An 18878-nucleotide genomic window follows, 5' to 3' on the forward strand; every position below is an offset into this window, starting at 1 on the left:
TGAATATAATATTATGGGAAATAAAAGCATACAAAAGTTTTTTGCCGATCAAAATTCTGTAATTGATTTATCTTCTTTGGGTAATGCCAAAGGCGCAAAAGTTTCTCTTTCCGGGCCAGACATGAACATTACCACGCCGCGTGGTTCAGTGATCATTGTCAATGGCGCTCTTTATTCAAGTATCAAAGGCAATAACCTCGCTGTTAAATTTAAAGATAAGACTATTACTGGCGCTAAAATTCTGGGCAGCGTAGATTTAAAAGATATTCAACTAGAGAGAATTGACAGCTCATTGGTTGATTCTGCTCAGGTAGAAAAGAAAGGTAATGGCAAACGACGAAATAAGAAGGAAGAAGAGGAATTAAAAAAGCAGCTTGACGATGCTGAAAACGCAAAGAAAGAAGCTGATAAGGCGAAGGAAGAAGCAGAGAAAGCTAAGGAGGCTGCAGAAAAAGCGCTCAATGAAGCGTTTGAAGTACAGAACTCGTCAAAGCAAATGGAAGAAATGCTGCAGGAATTTTTGGCTGACAATGTAGCAAAAGACAACCTGGCTCAGCAAAGCGATGCTTCCCAGCAAAATACACAGGCTAAAGCAACGCAGGCTTCTAAACAGAACGATGCTGAAAAAGTTCTTCCTCAACCTATTAATAAAAATACCAGCACTGGCAAAAGTAATAGCAGTAAAAATGAGGAAAATAAGCTCGATGCCGAGTCTGTTAAAGAGCCGCTTAAAGTCACATTAGCGCTTGCGGCCGAAAGTAACAGCGGTAGCAAAGATGATAGTATAACTAATTTTACCAAACCTCAGTTTGTAGGTAGCACTGCTCCCAATGCCACGGTCATTATTAAAATTAATGGTATTGCTGTCGGTCAGGCTGTAGCGGATAGTTTGGGTAACTTCACCTTCACTGCACCTGAAACATTGACTGATGGAACATATAATCTGGAGGCAGAGGCCAAGACTGCTGATGGGAGCGGTAGCGCCAAACTTGTCATTACTATCGATTCCGTTACCGATAAACCAACATTTGAACTTTCGCCTGAAAGTAGTGTGTCCGGTCATAAGGGCTTAACGCCGACCTTGACGCCTTCAATTGTTGGTACGGCGGAAGAGAATGCTAAGGTTGACATTTATGTAGATAATAAACTGGTTGCCAGCGTTGATGTCGATAAAGATGGAAACTGGAGTTATGAATTTAAGGATAATGAATTATCTGAGGGCGAAAATAGTATAAAAGTCGTTGCTGTAGATAAAGCAGGTAATAAAAACGAAACGACGGATAGTATCATAACCGACACCATTCCTCCGGAAAAGCCGACGATTGAGCTGGATGATAGTAGTGATTCCGGCATTAAAAATGACAACATTACAAATAGCACCCTGCCAACATTTATTGGTGTGGCGGAACCCGGTTCTACAGTCTCTATTTATCTTGGACTTAAGCATCTTGGTGAGGTCATTGTTGCTAAAGATGGGACATGGAGCTATACGCTTACTACGCCGCTCAAGGATGGCGAATACAATATAACAGCAACAGCTACTGATATTGCCGGGCATACCTCAGCGACGGCAAATCTGCCTTTTACTATTGATACACGTATCAGCTATTTCAGCGCTGAGATTGAAACGACGAATGATAGCGGTATTGTCGGAGATAACGTTACTAACAATACTCGCCCAACCTTTACAGGTAAAACTGAGCCAAATGCTATTATCAGTGTCATAAATAGTGAGACTGGCGAAGAGGTTATTTTTAAAGCGAATGACAAGGGCGAATGGACGTTCAATTTCACTTCCGACTCAGTGGAAGGGATTAACAATCTTACGTTCACTGTTGAAGATGTCGCTGGCAACAAAAAGGATTTTTCCTTTAGTTACGTTATCGATACTATTGCCCCTGTACCTCCGACGGTTTCTTTGGAGGACTTTGTTGTTTTACCGAATGGTATAATTTTATCAGGGAATGATTTACCGGCTTTAGTCGGTACGGCAGAGCCAAAGTCTACCATCTTATTGATGCGAGATGGTAAATTATATGACAGCATTGAGGTTGATTCAAACGGGACCTGGAATTATCAGTTTAGTAATAAATTTCTTCAGGGCTCCTATGATATTGAAATCATTTCTCAGGATGCCGCCGGCAATAAATCCTCTACTGTTAAATATTCTTTTACTATTCAAACTGAAGTTGTACCTCCAAAAGCGGAACTCGATGCCAGTGATGATTCCGGTGCAAAAGGCGACTGGATTACCAATAAACATAATGCTCTGACATTACTGGGAACAGCGGATAGGTTTGCTACCGTAAATATCCTTATTGATGGTAAAACGATAGGCGTGACGACTGCGGATGCAGACGGTAACTGGAATTTTGATATTTCCCGAAATCTGTCTGACAATGTTTATAAGATTACGGTTGAATCCATCGATCCTTTAGGAAGAACGTCATCTGTAGATTATCAGCTTACCATTGATAGCTTTACGCCGATCCCTACTGTTATGTTGCATGATAGCGCTGACTCTGGCGTTAAAGGCGATATGATTACTAAAATTAATACGCCGTTGTTTACCGGGATGGCTGAAGCTAATGCTAAGGTTTCCATCTATGTTGACGGTGTGTTAAGTGGTGAGGCTATTGCTGGCGATGATGGTGTATGGAATTTTCAATTTACCACAGCGTTATCCGATGGCTCGCATGACGTAACGGTAAAGGTAGAAGATATTGCCGGTAATACTGCCTCCTCATCAGCGTATAATTTCCAAATCGTAACGCAAACGCAAAAACCAACAATAGAGTTGGTCAACGATACGGGGGTTGATAATACAGACCATATTATTAATGAAAAGAATCCTGCACTGACAGGAACCGCTGCACCCTATTCAACGGTTAAACTCTATATTGATGGTGCACTGATCGCTGAGGTCAGAACAAATAAAGATGGCAGATGGGAGTATACCCTGAAAGCCGATCAAGGTTTGGTTGATGGCGATCATAGAATAACCGCTTCAGTTGAAGATATCGCTGGCAACATTGCTCATTCGGATCCTTTCTTAATTAGCGTCGATACTGCTATTTCAATACCGATAGTTTCATTGAGCCCGGATTCAGATTCGGGAATTTCAGATGATAATTTAACGAATATCGTTAAACCTACCTTGCACCTAAAAGATATTGATCCGGACATTATCAGTGTTCAGGTATGGGATGCCGCGTCTGATACGCAGATCGGTGTTGCCACGCAACAACCTGATGGTTCATGGGCCTATACCTTTACTTCAGATTTAACGGAAGGCTTGCATCAGGTTTATGTCAAGGTTGAGGACATTGCGGGTAATAAAGCGAACAGCGCGGTATTCGATTTTACTATCGATACCACAGTATCAACGCCGGTGATTTCCCTGCTTTCTAAGGATGATACGGGGGTTACAGGCGATAACCTGACCAATATCAATAAGCCAGGTTTTGCTATTTCCGGTGTTGATGCTGATGCGCATCGGGTCGTCGTACAGGTGATGCACAATGGCGTGAGCGAAGAGATCGAACTTTCCCACCTCAATGGTAGTTGGTTATTTATACCAGGGAATACGTGGGCGGATGGCAGCTACACGTTAACGGTGAAAGTAGAAGATAAGGCAGGAAATACCAACTACTCAGCGCCGCTGACGGTCGTTATCGATACCCAAATCGCCATTGATGGGGTGGAACTGGTCAACGATAGCGGCGTGAAAGGCGATAATATGACCAACGACGACCGTCCCCACTTTCGTGTGACGGTACCTACGGATGTCAATGAAGTCCGTCTGAGCATTGACGGTGGTCATTCGTGGGTTCAGGCAACTCCGGGCGTGGCAGGAAGCTGGGAGTATATCTGGCCGACAGACCTGGCAGATGGTCAATACACGCTAACGGTGGAAGCGACTGATAAAGCAGGCAATACAGTGACGAAGACCATCGATTTCGCGGTGGATACCACGCTGTCAGTGCCGGTCATCGTACTGGATAGCGCGGACGACACCGGCATCCAGGGCGATAACATGACGAATAGCACCCAGCCGACATTTGCCCTGCAGCATATTGATGATGATGCCGTTCGCGTTACGGTCAGCGTGGAGCATGGCGGCGTCACCACCACATTTGACGCCACGAAAGGCACAGGCGGATGGAGCTTTACGCCGACAGGGGCGTGGGCGGATGGTGATTATACCCTGAGTGTGTCAGTCGAAGATAAAGCGGGGAACACCAGCCATTCTGCATCGCTGACGGTGACGGTGGACACGCAAATCGCCATTAATAACATTGAACTGGTCAATGACAGCGGTATTCCCAACGATAATCTGACTAATAACGTGCGTCCGCACTTCCAGGTGACGGTACCGACGGATGTCAACGTGGTGCGCCTGAGCATTGACGGCGGCAAGACGTGGTTCAACGCTACTCAGGGCGCGACGCCGGGCGCCTGGGATTATATCTGGCCGGATGATGTGGCCGACGGAGGCTATACCCTGACGGTAGAAGCGACCGACAAGGCGGGAAACCAGACGACGCAGGAACTTGATTTCACCATCGATACCACTCTGTCTGTGCCGACCCTCTCGCTGGACAGCGCAGATGACAGCGGCATCGCGGGCGATAATATCACCAATGTTAAAACGCCGGGCTTTACCCTCAACAATATTGATACCGATGTCAGCCGGGTGATAGTGGAGGTAATGCACAATGGCATTAAACAGGAGGTGCCACTGGTTCAGACCGGCGGACAGTGGCGCTTTGCGCCGACCAGCGACTGGGGGGACGGCGACTATATCCTGACGGTGAAGGTAGAAGATAGGGCCGGAAATGTGAAGCAGTCCGCGCCGTTGACGGTGACAGTGGACACGCATATCGCCATTGACCGTATTGAACTGGTTAACGACAGCGGTATCCCCGGCGATAATCTGACCAATGAAGCGCGCCCGCACTTTCAGGTGACAGTACCGGCGGATGTTAACGGTGTAAGACTGAGTATTGATGGCGGCAAAACGTGGTTTGACGCCACGCAGAGCGCGACGTCGGGCGTCTGGGATTACACCTGGCTGACGAATGTGGCTAACGGCCCTCACACCCTGATGGTGGAAGCGACCGACAAGGCGGGAAACCAGACGACGCAGAAACTGGACTTCATCATCGATACCCTGCTGTCAGAACCGACGATTACCCTGGACAGTGCGGATGATAGCGCCGCTGGCGATAACATCACCAACGTTAAGATGCCAGGCTTTACCCTCGGTAATATTGACGCCGACGTGACCAAAGTGGTGGTGACGGTGGCGCATGATGGTAAGAACCAACAGATAGAGTTGATTAAGAACGGCGGTGTGTGGCGCTTTACGCCGGGCGCAGCCTGGACCGATGGCGACTATACGTTGACGGTAAAGGTAGAAGATAAGGCGGGTAATACAAATTATTCTGCGCCGCTGACGGTGACTATCGATACGCAAACGTCTATTGATCGCATTGAGCTTCTTAATGACACGGGTATTGTCGGGGATAACCTGACCAATGAAGCACGTCCACAGTTTCATATTACGGTACCGACGGACGTGAACTCTGTGCAACTGAGTCTTGATGGCGGCATCAACTGGGTTAACGCAACGCTGACGTCTGACGGCGTTTGGGAGTATATATGGCCGACAGATCTGGTCGAAAATACGTATACCCTGACAGTGAAAGCAACCGATGTTGCAGGCAACACGGCGACGGAAACGCTCAATTTTATCATTGATACCACATTGTCGACACCGACCATCACGCTGGATAGCGCAGATGATAGCGGCACCGCCAACGATAATAAGACTAACGTTAAAACGCCGGGTTTTATTATCGGCGGTATTGATTCTGACGTGACTCAGGTCGTCGTGCAGGTGATGCGCGATGGTCACAGCGAGGAGGTGGAGCTGACGCAGACTAACGGGCAGTGGCGTTTTGTACCTGGCAGCGCGTGGACTGATGGCGACTATACGCTGACGGTAACGGTGAAAGATGAGGCGGGTAATATTCGCCACTCAGCGCCGTTGACGGTCACCATCGATACGCAAATCGCCATTGACCATATTGAACTGGTCAATGACAGCGGTATTCCCGACGATAATCTGACTAATAACGTGCGTCCGCAGTTCCAGGTGACGGTACCGACGGATGTCAACGTGGTGCGCCTGAGCATTGACGGCGGCAAAACGTGGTTTAACGCCACACAGAGCGCGACGCCGGGCGTCTGGGATTACACCTGGCTGACCGATGTGGCTAACGGTTCTCACACTCTGACGGTGGAAGCGACCGACGCGGCGGGAAACAAGGCAACACAGAACCTGGAGTTCAACATCGATACCCTACTGTCAGAGCCGACTATCGCTCTGGACAGCACGGACGACAGCGGAACAAAAGGCGATAACCTGACCAACGTGAATAAGCCGACATTTATACTGGGCAATATTGACGCGGACGCACGGTATGTCACGGTTGAGGTGCAGCATGGCGGCACGAAAGAGGTGCTGACGGCCACCAAAGGCGCGACCGGCATCTGGAGCGTGACACCGACCGGTATGTGGGCGGATGGCAGTCATACGCTGACGGTGAGGGTGGAGGATGAAGCGGGTAACGTAAAATACTCAGTGCCGCTGACGATTACGGTCGATACCCAAATCACCATTGATGATATTGAACTGGTTAATGACAGCGGTACTAAGGGCGACAATCTAACTAACGACGCCAATCCACATTTCCGCATCACGGTGCCAGGGGATGTCAACGAAGTCAGTCTGAGTATTGACGGCGGTGTAACCTGGGTTAAGGCGATGCAAAGCTCGACGTCGGGCGTCTGGAATTATACCTGGCCAAAGACATTGGCAGATGATGACTACACGTTAACGGTGAAAGCGACTGATAACGCAGGCAATACGGTGACCAGGACGCTCGACTTCACTATTGATACCACGCTGTCGACGCCGGTCATCGTACTGGATAGCGCGGACGACACCGGCATCCAGGGCGATAACATGACCAATCGCACCCAGCCGACATTTAACCTGCAACATATTGATGATGATGCCGTTCGCGTTACGGTCAGCGTAGAGCATGGCGGCGTCACCACCACATTTGACGTGACTAAAGACGCAGGAGGATGGACCTTTACGCCGCCGACATCATGGGGGGCGGGTGATTATACCCTGAGTGTGTCAGTCGAAGATAAAGCGGGGAACACCAGCCATTCTGCATCGCTGACGGTGACGGTGGACACGCAAATCGCCATTAATAACATTGAACTGGTCAATGACAGCGGTATTCCCGACGATAATCTGACTAATAACGTGCGTCCGCAGTTCCAGGTGAAGGTACCGACGGATGTTAACGAGGTACGCCTGAGCATTGACGGCGGCAAGACGTGGTTCAACGCTACCCAGAGCGCGACGCCGGGCGTCTGGGATTATACCTGGCTGGCTGATGTGGGAGAGGGTAAGCATACCCTGACAGTGGAGGCGACCGACAAGGCGGGAAACCAGACGACGCAGAAACTGGACTTCATCATCGATACCCTACTGTCAGAACCGACTATCGCTCTGGACAGCACGGACGACAGCGGAACAAAAGGCGATAACCTGACCAGCGTGAATAAGCCGACGTTTATACTGGGCAATATTGACGCGGACGCACGGTATGTCACGGTTGAGGTACAGCATGGCGGCACGAAAGAGGTGCTGACGGCCACCAAAGGCGCGACCGGCATCTGGAGCGTGACACCGACCGGTATGTGGGCGGATGGCAGTCATACGCTGACGGTGAGGGTGGAGGATGATGCGGGTAACGTAAAATACTCAGCGCCGCTGACGGTTACGGTCGATACCCATATTGCCATTGATGATATTGAACTGGTTAATGATAACGGTATTCCCGGCGACAACCTGACCAATGACGTTCGTCCACACTTCCGCGTCACGGTGCCAGGGGATGTCAACGAGGTACGTCTGAGTATCGACGGCGGTAATACGTGGGTTCGTGCAACACAGGGCACGGCAGGGATCTGGGATTACACCTGGCCGAAAGATGTGACCGACGGGCTACATACCCTGACGGTAGAAGCGACCGATAAGGCGGGAAACCAGACGACGCAGACGCTCGATTTTACCATTGATACCCGGCTGTCAACGCCTACCATCGCTATGGATAGCAGGGACGATACAGGTGCCATTGGCGATCATATTACGAGCGTCAAAAGACCGGGCTTTACCATTGGCAATATTGACGCCGATGCGCACTCGGTCATTTTGCGGATCACACAGGGCGGCAATAGCCAGGAAGTGACACTAACCCAGGTTGGAGGACAGTGGCGCTTTACGCCAGATGCTGACTGGGCGGACGGTAGCTATACGCTAACGGTAGAAGTCCAGGATAACGCGGGGAATGTCCGCCAGTCCACGCCGCTGATAGTGACGGTAGATACGCAAACCAGCATTACTGATATTACATTGGTCAATGATCATGGCGTGCCTGATGACAATCTAACTAACAGTACCCGTCCGCAGTTTGAGATCACGGTGCCGGCGGATGTGAATTCTGTGCAACTGAGCATTGATGGGGGCGCAAACTGGGTGAGCGCGGCGCAGGGTATCGAAGGCGTCTGGGGCTATACCTGGCCAACGGATATGGGCGATGGAAAACACACCCTAACCGTCATGGTCACCGACAGAGCGGGCAATACGGCGACGCAAACGCTTGAATTTTTCATCGACACCCGGTTGTCGACGCCGACCATTGCGCTGGATAGCACGGATGATACCGGTACGCCTGGCGATGATATGACCAATCGCACCCGACCGACCTTTATTCTGCAGAATATCGATTCGGATGTTATCAACGTTACAGTCAGCGTCACGCATAATGGAACGACAACCTCGTTTACCGCGACACAGGGGGCTGGAGGATGGAGCTTTACACCGCCAGCGCCGTGGGGCGACGGTGATTATACGCTGACGGTGACAGTGGAGGATCGGGCGGGAAATACGCGTCCGTCTACGCCGCTGACGGTGACAGTGGATACGCAAATAGCCATTGATCGTATTGAATTAGTCAACGATAGCGGCGTCCCTGGCGATAATGTGACAAAACATGTGCGTCCGCAGTTCCAGATCTCGGTACCGGATGATGTGGAAAAGGTTCTTCTGAGTATTGACGGCGGCACGACCTGGGTTACTGCAATCAAGAGTTCGACGGCTGGCATTTGGGATTACACCTGGCCGACGGATATGCCAGAGGGACAGCATACCCTGACCGTGGAAGTGACTGACGGTGCGGGTAATAAGATGACGGAGACGCTCAATTTCACTATCGACATCACGTTGTTGACGCCAACCATTGAGCTGGCGCCCGATCAGGATACCGGACAGAATAAGAACGATAATCTGACCAGCGTCACTCAACCAGTATTTGTGTTGGGGAGTATCGATAAAGATGTTCGACACGTGGAATTGAGTATTGAGCATAACGGCACGTTTAAAACGGTGGTACTCACCGAATCAGCCGACGGCTGGCGCTATCGACCGGATTCTGCTTTGGCGGACGGTAGCTACACATTCACCGTGACGGTAACAGATGTGGCAGGCAACCAGCAAACATCCGCGCCTTTAAAGGTGACGATAGACGGTTCGTTGACTACGCCGGTGATTGAGCTGGCGGCCGGCGAAGATAGCGGTACTGTTGGCGATCGCCTCACCAAACACGATCGGCCTGTGTTCGACATACGCCAGGTTGATTCTGACGTTACGCGCGTGATGGTCAAAGTAACTTACAACGGTAAAACGCACGAGGAAGCGGCGGTATTCACCAATGGTCAATGGCGCTTTACGCCTTCTGCGAGCTGGGCTGATGGCTCATATCAGTTAGCCGTTGTGGTGGAAGATCTGGCGGGGAATGTAAAAGAATCTGCACCGTTAGAGGTGCGTATTGATACCACGACAACCATTAACAATATCGTATTGCTTAATGATACTGGCGTGCAGAATGATCAATTAACGAATGTTGCCAAACCGTCATTCAGAATTGACGTTCCCGGTGATGTCATCCAGGTACGCGTAACCCTGGATGGTGGCGCTAACTGGAATGTGATACGCAAAAATGCCGACGGACAGTGGATTTTTGACACCCCGAATACTCTGGTTGACGGCACATATACCCTTCGCGTAGAGGCCACGGATCAGGCAGGTAATATTGCGAATAAAGATTTAGTATTTAATATCGATACTAATATACAGGTTCCGACTATTGCTTTAGACGCAGGACAAGATACCGGAGCGAATACCGCCGATAATATCACTAATATTTCACGACCCACCTTTACGATTGGTAATGTTGACCCCGATGTTATCAAAGTCGTGGTGACGATTGATGGTCATGATTATAACGCGACTAAGGTTGGGGCTGGTTGGCAATTTACACCAGGCAATGCCATTCCGGATGGTTCTTATAATATTACCGTTACGGTTGAAGATAAGGCCGGAAATACCGCGACATCGAAACCATTACCTGTTGTGATAGATACGACGGCTGAAATTGAAAGCGTCACGTTGGTTACAGATAGCGGTGATAGCGATGTAGATAACATTACCAAAGTCGACAAGCCGCAGTTTAGTATTGTTACCGCTGATGATATTACCCATGTGCGCGTTAAAATCGATAACGCCGCTAATTGGATTGAACTCACAAAAGGAGGGGATGGCCGCTGGATATTTAATGTCGGTTCGGCATTACCTGATGGGCAACACACTCTCTTGGTTGATGTGACTGATATCGCCGGCAACGTTGCGCAAGAAACGCTGCAGTTTACGATTGATACGACTCTGCGAGAGCCGACAATTGTACTCGATCCCACCCATGATACTGGTGATGATACTAATGATAATCTTACCAGGATTAACAAACCGGTGTTTATTATCGGTAATGTCGATAATGATGTATCACACATTGTGGTTCATATTGATGGTCGGGATTACACCATTGAAAACACAGGGGGGAATTTAACCTTTACGCCGGATCAACCACTGTCTGACGGTCAGCATACGATCTCTGTTACCGTAACGGATATTGCTGGTAATACCAAAACATCAGCCGAACTGAAGATTGAAATCGACACGCAGGTTCAGATTGACAGTGTTACGTTAACAACAGATAGCGGCGTCAACGATCACGATAATGTCACCAATGCTACCCGTCCCTCTTTTGAAATTGCAACGCCTGATGATGTGACATCGGTGCTGGTTTCTTTCGATGGCGTAAACTGGACGCCTGTCAGTAAAAATGCGGCCGGGCAGTGGCAATTTACTGCAGGTAGCGCATTGTCTGATGGTCATTATACTCTCCATGTCCAGGCGACGGATCGGGCAGGGAATACGGCAAATTCCACGCTGGGCTTCACCGTGGATACGCAGATTGACGGCCTGAGCGTCGTGATGCTGGACGACGCCGGAAAGGATTCTACGGATGGTATTACGAATATTACCTCTCCACGTTTTGAAATTTCAGCCAGAGAACCGCTGCAGAGCGTGACGGTAATTTTAAACGGGAAATCCAGCACACTGACTCAGGGGGCAGGTAATAAATGGCTATTTACCCCTGATACACCGTTAGTGGATGGAACTTACAAAATAGAAATAGTGGCTGAAGATATCGCAGGTAATAAAATTAGCAAAGAGGTATCATTCACAATAGACACTGTTGTTTCTGATCCCCGTATTGATTTGCTGGATGCGGATGATACTGGCGAAAGCGCTGTTGATAATATTACGAGTGTCACTAAACCACGTTTCGTTATTGGCAATGTACCCGCCGATATTGATACTGTGGTAATCAGAATTAACGGCGTTTCTTATCCGGTTACGGCAAATGGCAATAACCTCTGGGAATTTCAGGTTCCCGTTGCGTTAAACGATGGCGTATATGAAGCCGTTGTTGTCTTCAGAGATATTGCCGGAAATACTTCTGAAACTAAGCTGCCCTTTACCATTGATACCACGACAAGCGTCAGTGTCAGAATGGAGCCAGCGTCTGATACCGGCAGCTCCAATAGCGATAACCTTACGAATAAGCAAAATCCCAAATTCGAAGGTACTGCAGAGTCTAATGCGAAACTGGTGATTACCATTGTTGACGATAAGTCAGGTCGGGAGGTTTTAAAACACACGATTACGGTTGGCGCCGATGGCAACTGGAGTGTGACGCCGAATATACTGCCGGATGGCATGTATACCATCAACGTCGTCGCAACAGATGTCGCGGGAAATACTGCGCAAACGCAGGAAAGATTCACTATCGATACGGTTACGATCGATCCTACCATTCGCCTTTCGGATCCATCTATTGATGATCAGTATGAGGCAACCAGCCTGCGTCCTGAGTTCAAAGGGCTCGCCGAAGCGTTCTCGACGATTATGATTCAGTGGGATGGGAAAGTGGTCGGCTCGGCAAACGCCAATGCGAATGGCGAATGGAGTTGGACGCCGCCATCAGTATTAGCGCCAGGCTCCTATGTTGTGAGCATTGTTGCCAAAGATAAAGCGGGTAATGAATCGTCGCAGGTCGACTTTCCTGTCGTAATACCTGTTATTGATGTCACGCCTCCAACCATAAAGCTCAGCGAGGAGAGCGATAGTGGTGCCTTAGGAGACTTTACCACGAATAATAAAACGCCGACCCTGGTTGGGAACACGTTACCTAATGCGATTGTGAGTATTTATGTGGATGGCGTGAAGGTCGGCGAGGCGACAGCGGATACAGCGGGTCGATATACTTTCCAGTTATCGGAAATGAAAGATGGTCATTATGTCGTCCAGGTGGGTATCGTCAACCCTCGCGATAATAGCGAACTGCGTTCTACCGCCGTTGATGTCACTATCGATACCGAGGTTGCTGAACTGGTATGGAATATATCTGGAATGCATGAGGGCGGATATATCAACACGGTGACGCCGGAGATTGGCGGCACCAGTGAGCCAAACAGCAAAATCACTATCTTTGTGAATGGCGTTGAAAAAGCGATTGCTTATACCACAGGAACAGGACACTGGGGCGTAGTATTACCCGCTTTGGGTAATGACGGTAATTATGAATTAACGTTTAAAGTTGAAGATGTTGCCGGCAATATCAGAGAGTTTGGTCCGCAGAATGTGATACTGGATACGGTAATTTCGCCGTTAACCGTGGTATTACGCGAAGCTGATGACAGTGGCAAAGTTGGCGACTGGATCACCAATAAATCTCATGTCACCATCGATGGTACTGCCGAAGCCGGAAGTACTTTAACCATCAGGAATCCGCAGGGGGTGGTTATTGCTACCCTGGTGGTAGGCAATGATGGTCGATGGAGCGCAGAATTAGATCTGCGTGAAGGTAGTAATGCCTTTGTCGTGGTATCGGAAGATAAAGCGGGCAACAGCCAACAAAAAGATATTCTGATAGAACATGATACGCAGATTGAAATCAGCGATATTTCATTAAGTCGGGATACTAATAGCGGTGATAAATATGATCTGATTACCAATAATAAGTCTCCGGTACTGGTTGCCATGACCGATCCCGGCGCGACGGTACAGGTTTATATTAATGGTGTGTTACAAGGCACAGTAGAGGCGAGTTCGTCAGGTAATATTAGCTATACCATGCCGGCAAATAGCGCCGACGGCGAGTATCAGGTGCAATTTGTTGCTACGGATACTGCTGGTAACCGGGTTGAGTCTGCGATTACAACCGTGACAATCGATTCTCAAATTGCTGTCTTTGACATTGATGAAGATTCATTACCGGCCCTCTCTAATAACCGGGCGTTGTCAGTCTCAGGTGTCGGGGAGGCTGGTTCTCAGGTCAGCATCTTTGTCGATGGTAAATTAGTCAACGTTGTTATGGTTGAGGCTGATGGCACATGGCGCGCGCCGATACTGCTGCAAGATGATGGTAAGTTTAATATTCATTTCAGCATTACTGACGTTGCTGGTAACACTGAAGTGAGCAAGGATTATAGCGTGGATGTCGATTCATCAACCGACTTCCCAACGCTCAACCTTGAAGATGCGAGCAACTCTGGTTCACTTGACGATCTGATTACTAGTCACAACAAGCCTGTGTTAGTAGGCACCGCAGAAGCGGGAGCCACAATCCATATTTATGTGGATGAAAAGATCGTGGCAAATGTGCTTGTGCTTGAAGATGGAACCTGGTCCTATCAGTTTGATAATGCGTTAAAAGATGGTGAATATTCTATCCGAGTGGTTGCCGAAGACCCGGCAGGTAATACGGCAGAATCGCCTCGCTTACTCGTCACGATAGATACCAGTACGTTTATCGATAATCCTGTTATGATGGCAGGTTCTGATAACGGTATTTTCAGTAATGATAGTATAACGAGTCAAACCCGGCCTGCGTTTAGTATTTTTGGAGAAATGAACCAGAGTGTTCAGATTTTCATTGATGGAGTGCTAGTCGATACGATCACGGTGACGGACAGAAATCAAGTTTATCGACCTGAGTCACCGTTGGGCGATGGTTCCCATAGCATTTATTATGTTATCACCGATAAAGCAGGCAACACGGCTACCTCGAAAACGCTAAACTTTACTATCGATACCTTTAATACGACGCCTGTCGCCATTGATTCTATCGGCGGACAAACGTTAGCAGAGATGACCGGTAGTGATGGCAAAATATATATAACGGACACGACACGTAACTTATTGTTTAGTGGCAGTGCCGAGCCCAATAGTAAAATAGAAATCATCATTAATGGCTTAAATGTGGGGGAAGTTTGGGTTAATGACAAAGGCCACTGGCAGATGCCGGTGAACCCGCTTTATTTCACAGAAGGCCAGCTGGATATCACTGTTAAATCTACGGACCGTGCTGGTAACGTCAATCAGGAAAAGTATTCCATTTGGGTCGATACGCATATCCAGGTATTTACCAGCGAGCTTGATGACAATAAATCATCATCGAAAACGGACTGGTGGAGTAATAGCTCCACTATTACCATGAGAGGTATGGGGGAAATTGGCGCTACGGTATCATTAATCGTGGCAGGGGTCACGCTGGCAACCGCTGTCGTTGCGGCTAATGGGCAGTGGGAGTTATCGACCGATCAGCTTCCGGAAGGGAAATACGATATCACTTTGAGTATTGAGGATAACGCAGGCAACCGTAAGGAAGAGGTACATGAAATATTTATTGATCGAACGCCGCCAAACGCTCCGGTCGTAACTTATTCAGATATTGTCAACGATCTAATTATTATGCAGGGAACGGCGGAAGCCAAATCTCAGCTAATAATAACCGATAGTAATGGAAATACTTATACGTTAACCGTTCCTGATAATGGTAAATGGAGTATGGCGATTCCGTATCCATCGGAAGGGAAGTTTACCATTACGAGTGTGGATGCGATTGGTAACCGGAGTGATGATGTCCCTCTCGATATCATGAAAGAGGTTCCCGTTATTTCATTATCTCCAGACTCGGACAGTGGTACGGTGGGCGATAATATTACGCGAGATAAGCAACCTACCTTTATTATCGGGAATCTGGAAAGCGATGTTGTGGTCGTTCAGGTCGATATCAATGGGACCGTATATAATGCTGAAAAAAATGCCGATGGCGTTTGGTTCTTTACGCCAGGTACACCGTTAGCTGATGGTTCCTATACGATATCGGTAATCGCAAGCGATGCCGCGGGTAATCAGAAAAACTCGTTACCCATTACCGTTACGATCGACAGTACGCTGACCGTGCCGGAGATTGCGCTGGCAGCAGGTGAAGACAATGGCGCTTCAGACAGCGATAACGTGACGAATCACAATCACACCCAGCCTAAGTTCACGCTGCAGCATATTGATGCTGATGTGACCGGGGTGACTGTAAACGTGACGCATAATGGCGTGACAGACATCTATCAGGTGACGCAAGGCGCGGATGGCTGGACCTTCACGCCGCCAGCCGCCTGGAATGATGGTACCTACACGCTGAGCGTGACGGTGGTGGATCGCGCGGGGAACTCACTGCAATCTGCTTCGCTGGAGGTGACGGTTGACTCAACGGTGACGGTAACAGCGGATAGCCAGCATGACGATGCGAGCGATGACGCCACGGCAACAGCGGTTACTCCACCGGAGTCTGAAACAGTGAATGCCGAAAGCGCTACGCATCTTCGTACAGTGCCGTCGGCGGCGGAAGAAAGCGTGGTGAAGGAGACAGCCTATAGTATTACATTGTTAAACGCTGACTCTGGGGATGAAATAGATCGTTCAATTAGTCAGACACCTTCTTTTGAAATATCAGTACCTGAGAATATTGTTAATGTCAGTGTTATGTTTGAAGGAGAAGAGTTTACTCTGCCGATAACTAACCAGAAAGCAATATTCGAAGTTCCGCTATCTTTGGAAGATGGTGAATATACTATGGACGTGAAATTCATTGATAAGGACGATGATTTCCTGATTAAGGAGAAAACATTCTCAGTCGATCACTCCTCGGCGGATATTGTGAACGCAATGAATGCAAGAGGAAAGACCGAGGATGATATTAATGATTCCCCTTCAACGAGTTCTGTAGGGCACAATAACGGCGCTATTGATGTTTTCGCCGTTAATGAAGTTACGCTACCTGTAGATAATCAAGAAGAACACGCATAATAACGGAGGCCCCTCACCTTTGGGTGAGGGGGTTTACTTATGGATAAAAAACTAGAACCTTATTATTTAAGTGCGGAAACGGCATTATCTATAGTGTCTAAAAAATTCAACATAAAAATTGACATCAAAGAGGATGATATAAATTTAAGATTTAAAAAGTACGACAGAAATAACACTGACGACTCTATACAAATGAAGAATTTCTTTTTGTCGTTAGGGCTTTCTCTACAGGATATATTATTTAATAATGGTGAGGATTTACTAAATGAGCCTATGCCGATTTTACTATTAACACCAGAAATGAAGTGGATGGTGTGTGTGAGCGGCGGGCAAAAAATAAAGTTGGTAAACGCGCGCGGTGAACTCTGTTATGTTGAAATTGAAGATGAATATTTAAAAGAGTTATCTGCATTTAGCATACTACCTTTAAATAAAGTTGTTGATAGTATAAGAGTAAAAAATATCATAAAAAACTCTTTATCGATGAACAAGATTTTTTATACTAAATACTTCTTTTCATCTCTTTTTATGGCAATTTTTGCGTTAACTATCCCAGTATTTAGTAATCTATTCTATGATAAGCTTGTTCCAAGTGCTTCGGTTTCATCTTTATTTGGCGTGGCTATAATTGTTGCTGTATTTATTGTTTTTGAGTTTATCCTTCGTACTTCGAAAGATATTTATCAGTCTATCACAGCAAGGCAGGATGACGTCGATATTGATATCGCCTTTCTTGAAGCGGTACTTTATAGTAAAAAGAAAAATGGCAGATCCATGTCATCAGCATTTGTGCTATGGAATGAGTTTCAGAAAATTAAACCCGTTTTATTAAACTCGATCTTTCAACGTATAGCCGATATTCCAATATTTATTATATTTCTCATTGTTATATATGTAAATTTAGGTCTGGTCGTTATTGTACCTATTACCATGTTTATCGTCTCTATTATTATTTCCCTCGTTAACCACCATTATACTAATGAGTTAATGAACAAACAAAAAGAAGGACAGAAGAACAGGAATATTTTTATCTCAGAAGTTTTCTTATCTATTAAAATGATCCATACCTTAAATAATCAAGGTTTACTTTTTGATTGGGTTAATACATCAAATGAACAGTCGTATCTTAACCTGAAGATAAGGAAATTAAATCTTATCTATCAATCTATATTGGGGAGTATGTCATCTATTACCCAAATAACTATTATGGTAATAGCCTTTTTTATGGTAATCAAGGGTGATGTTACTACTGGCGCAATTGTTTCATCTGTCATTGTCTCTGGTCGTATTTCCGGGATCATTTCGAATTTTTCTTCTACATTAATCTCTATTTTATCAGCAGAAAAAACCGGTAAGGATCTGCTTTCTTTTTTTGATGAAGATCAGGCAGAAAAAACACCGGCATTACAGTCAATATCAAAGTGCAATGGCGATATTTCTATTCGGGGCGTGAGTTATCAGTATGATGCTCAATCTCCGATGATTATTAACCGACTGTCTATAGACATACCTGCGGGGCAACGTGTCGCGGTGGTAGGCGAATGCGGAGCAGGAAAAAGCTCATTACTGGGAATGCTATCTGGCTACCTTTCGCCAACAGACGGTGCCATTTTATATGATGGATATAACTTAGGACATTTATCGCAGAACTTTTTTTCTCAGCATTTAAGCGTGGTGACGACACATGATGTTTTATTCACCGGAACCATTGAAAGTAATTTCGCGTTAAAACCGCAAAACGACAGGGGCCGGGTACTCAAGGCGCTTCAGCTGGCGAACTGTGGTTTTATCTTGCAACATCCTATGGGGCTGAAGTTTCCGGTGAATTTTATGGCTAAAAACCTGTCATCCGGACAGCAGCAGCAGTTATTATTAGCACGTAGTCTGAGTAGTGACGCCAGCGTCTTTTTATGGGATGAACCAACATCAAATCTGGATGAGAATACCGAGAAGCAAATTTTTGATAACTTAGATGAGTTTATTCATGGGAAAACGTTGATCATGGTGACGCATCGTCGATATCTGATAAAGTATTTTGACCGGGTCCTGGTAATGAAAGGTGGAAAAATAATCCGTGATTGTTCTCCGGATAAATTATTAATGTAAAATAAGCAGCGCTTGTCGCTGTTATCAGGTGGTACTGCTTAATAAAAAAGACCCGTTGCACAAACGGGTCTTTTTT

2 protein-coding genes are annotated in these 18878 nt (G+C 47.1%); both read left to right on the forward strand.

Annotated elements, in window-relative coordinates; genetic code table 11:
* Positions 1-13: 13 nt before the first annotated feature.
* Positions 14-16696, forward strand: coding sequence for a non-fimbrial adhesin SiiE (gene siiE, locus NA986_RS21305; RefSeq protein ID WP_198910098.1), 16683 nt, complete (start codon positions 14-16; stop codon positions 16694-16696).
* Between the two features lie 39 nt (positions 16697-16735).
* Positions 16736-18802: an SPI-4 type I secretion system protein SiiF gene (siiF, locus tag NA986_RS21310; RefSeq protein ID WP_000358566.1), complete on the forward strand. Its 2067-nt coding sequence runs from the start codon at positions 16736-16738 to the stop codon at positions 18800-18802.
* Positions 18803-18878: the final 76 nt, after the last annotated feature.

The organism is Salmonella sp. NW177, assembly GCF_051811585.1.
GTDB lineage: Bacteria > Pseudomonadota > Gammaproteobacteria > Enterobacterales > Enterobacteriaceae > Salmonella > Salmonella enterica.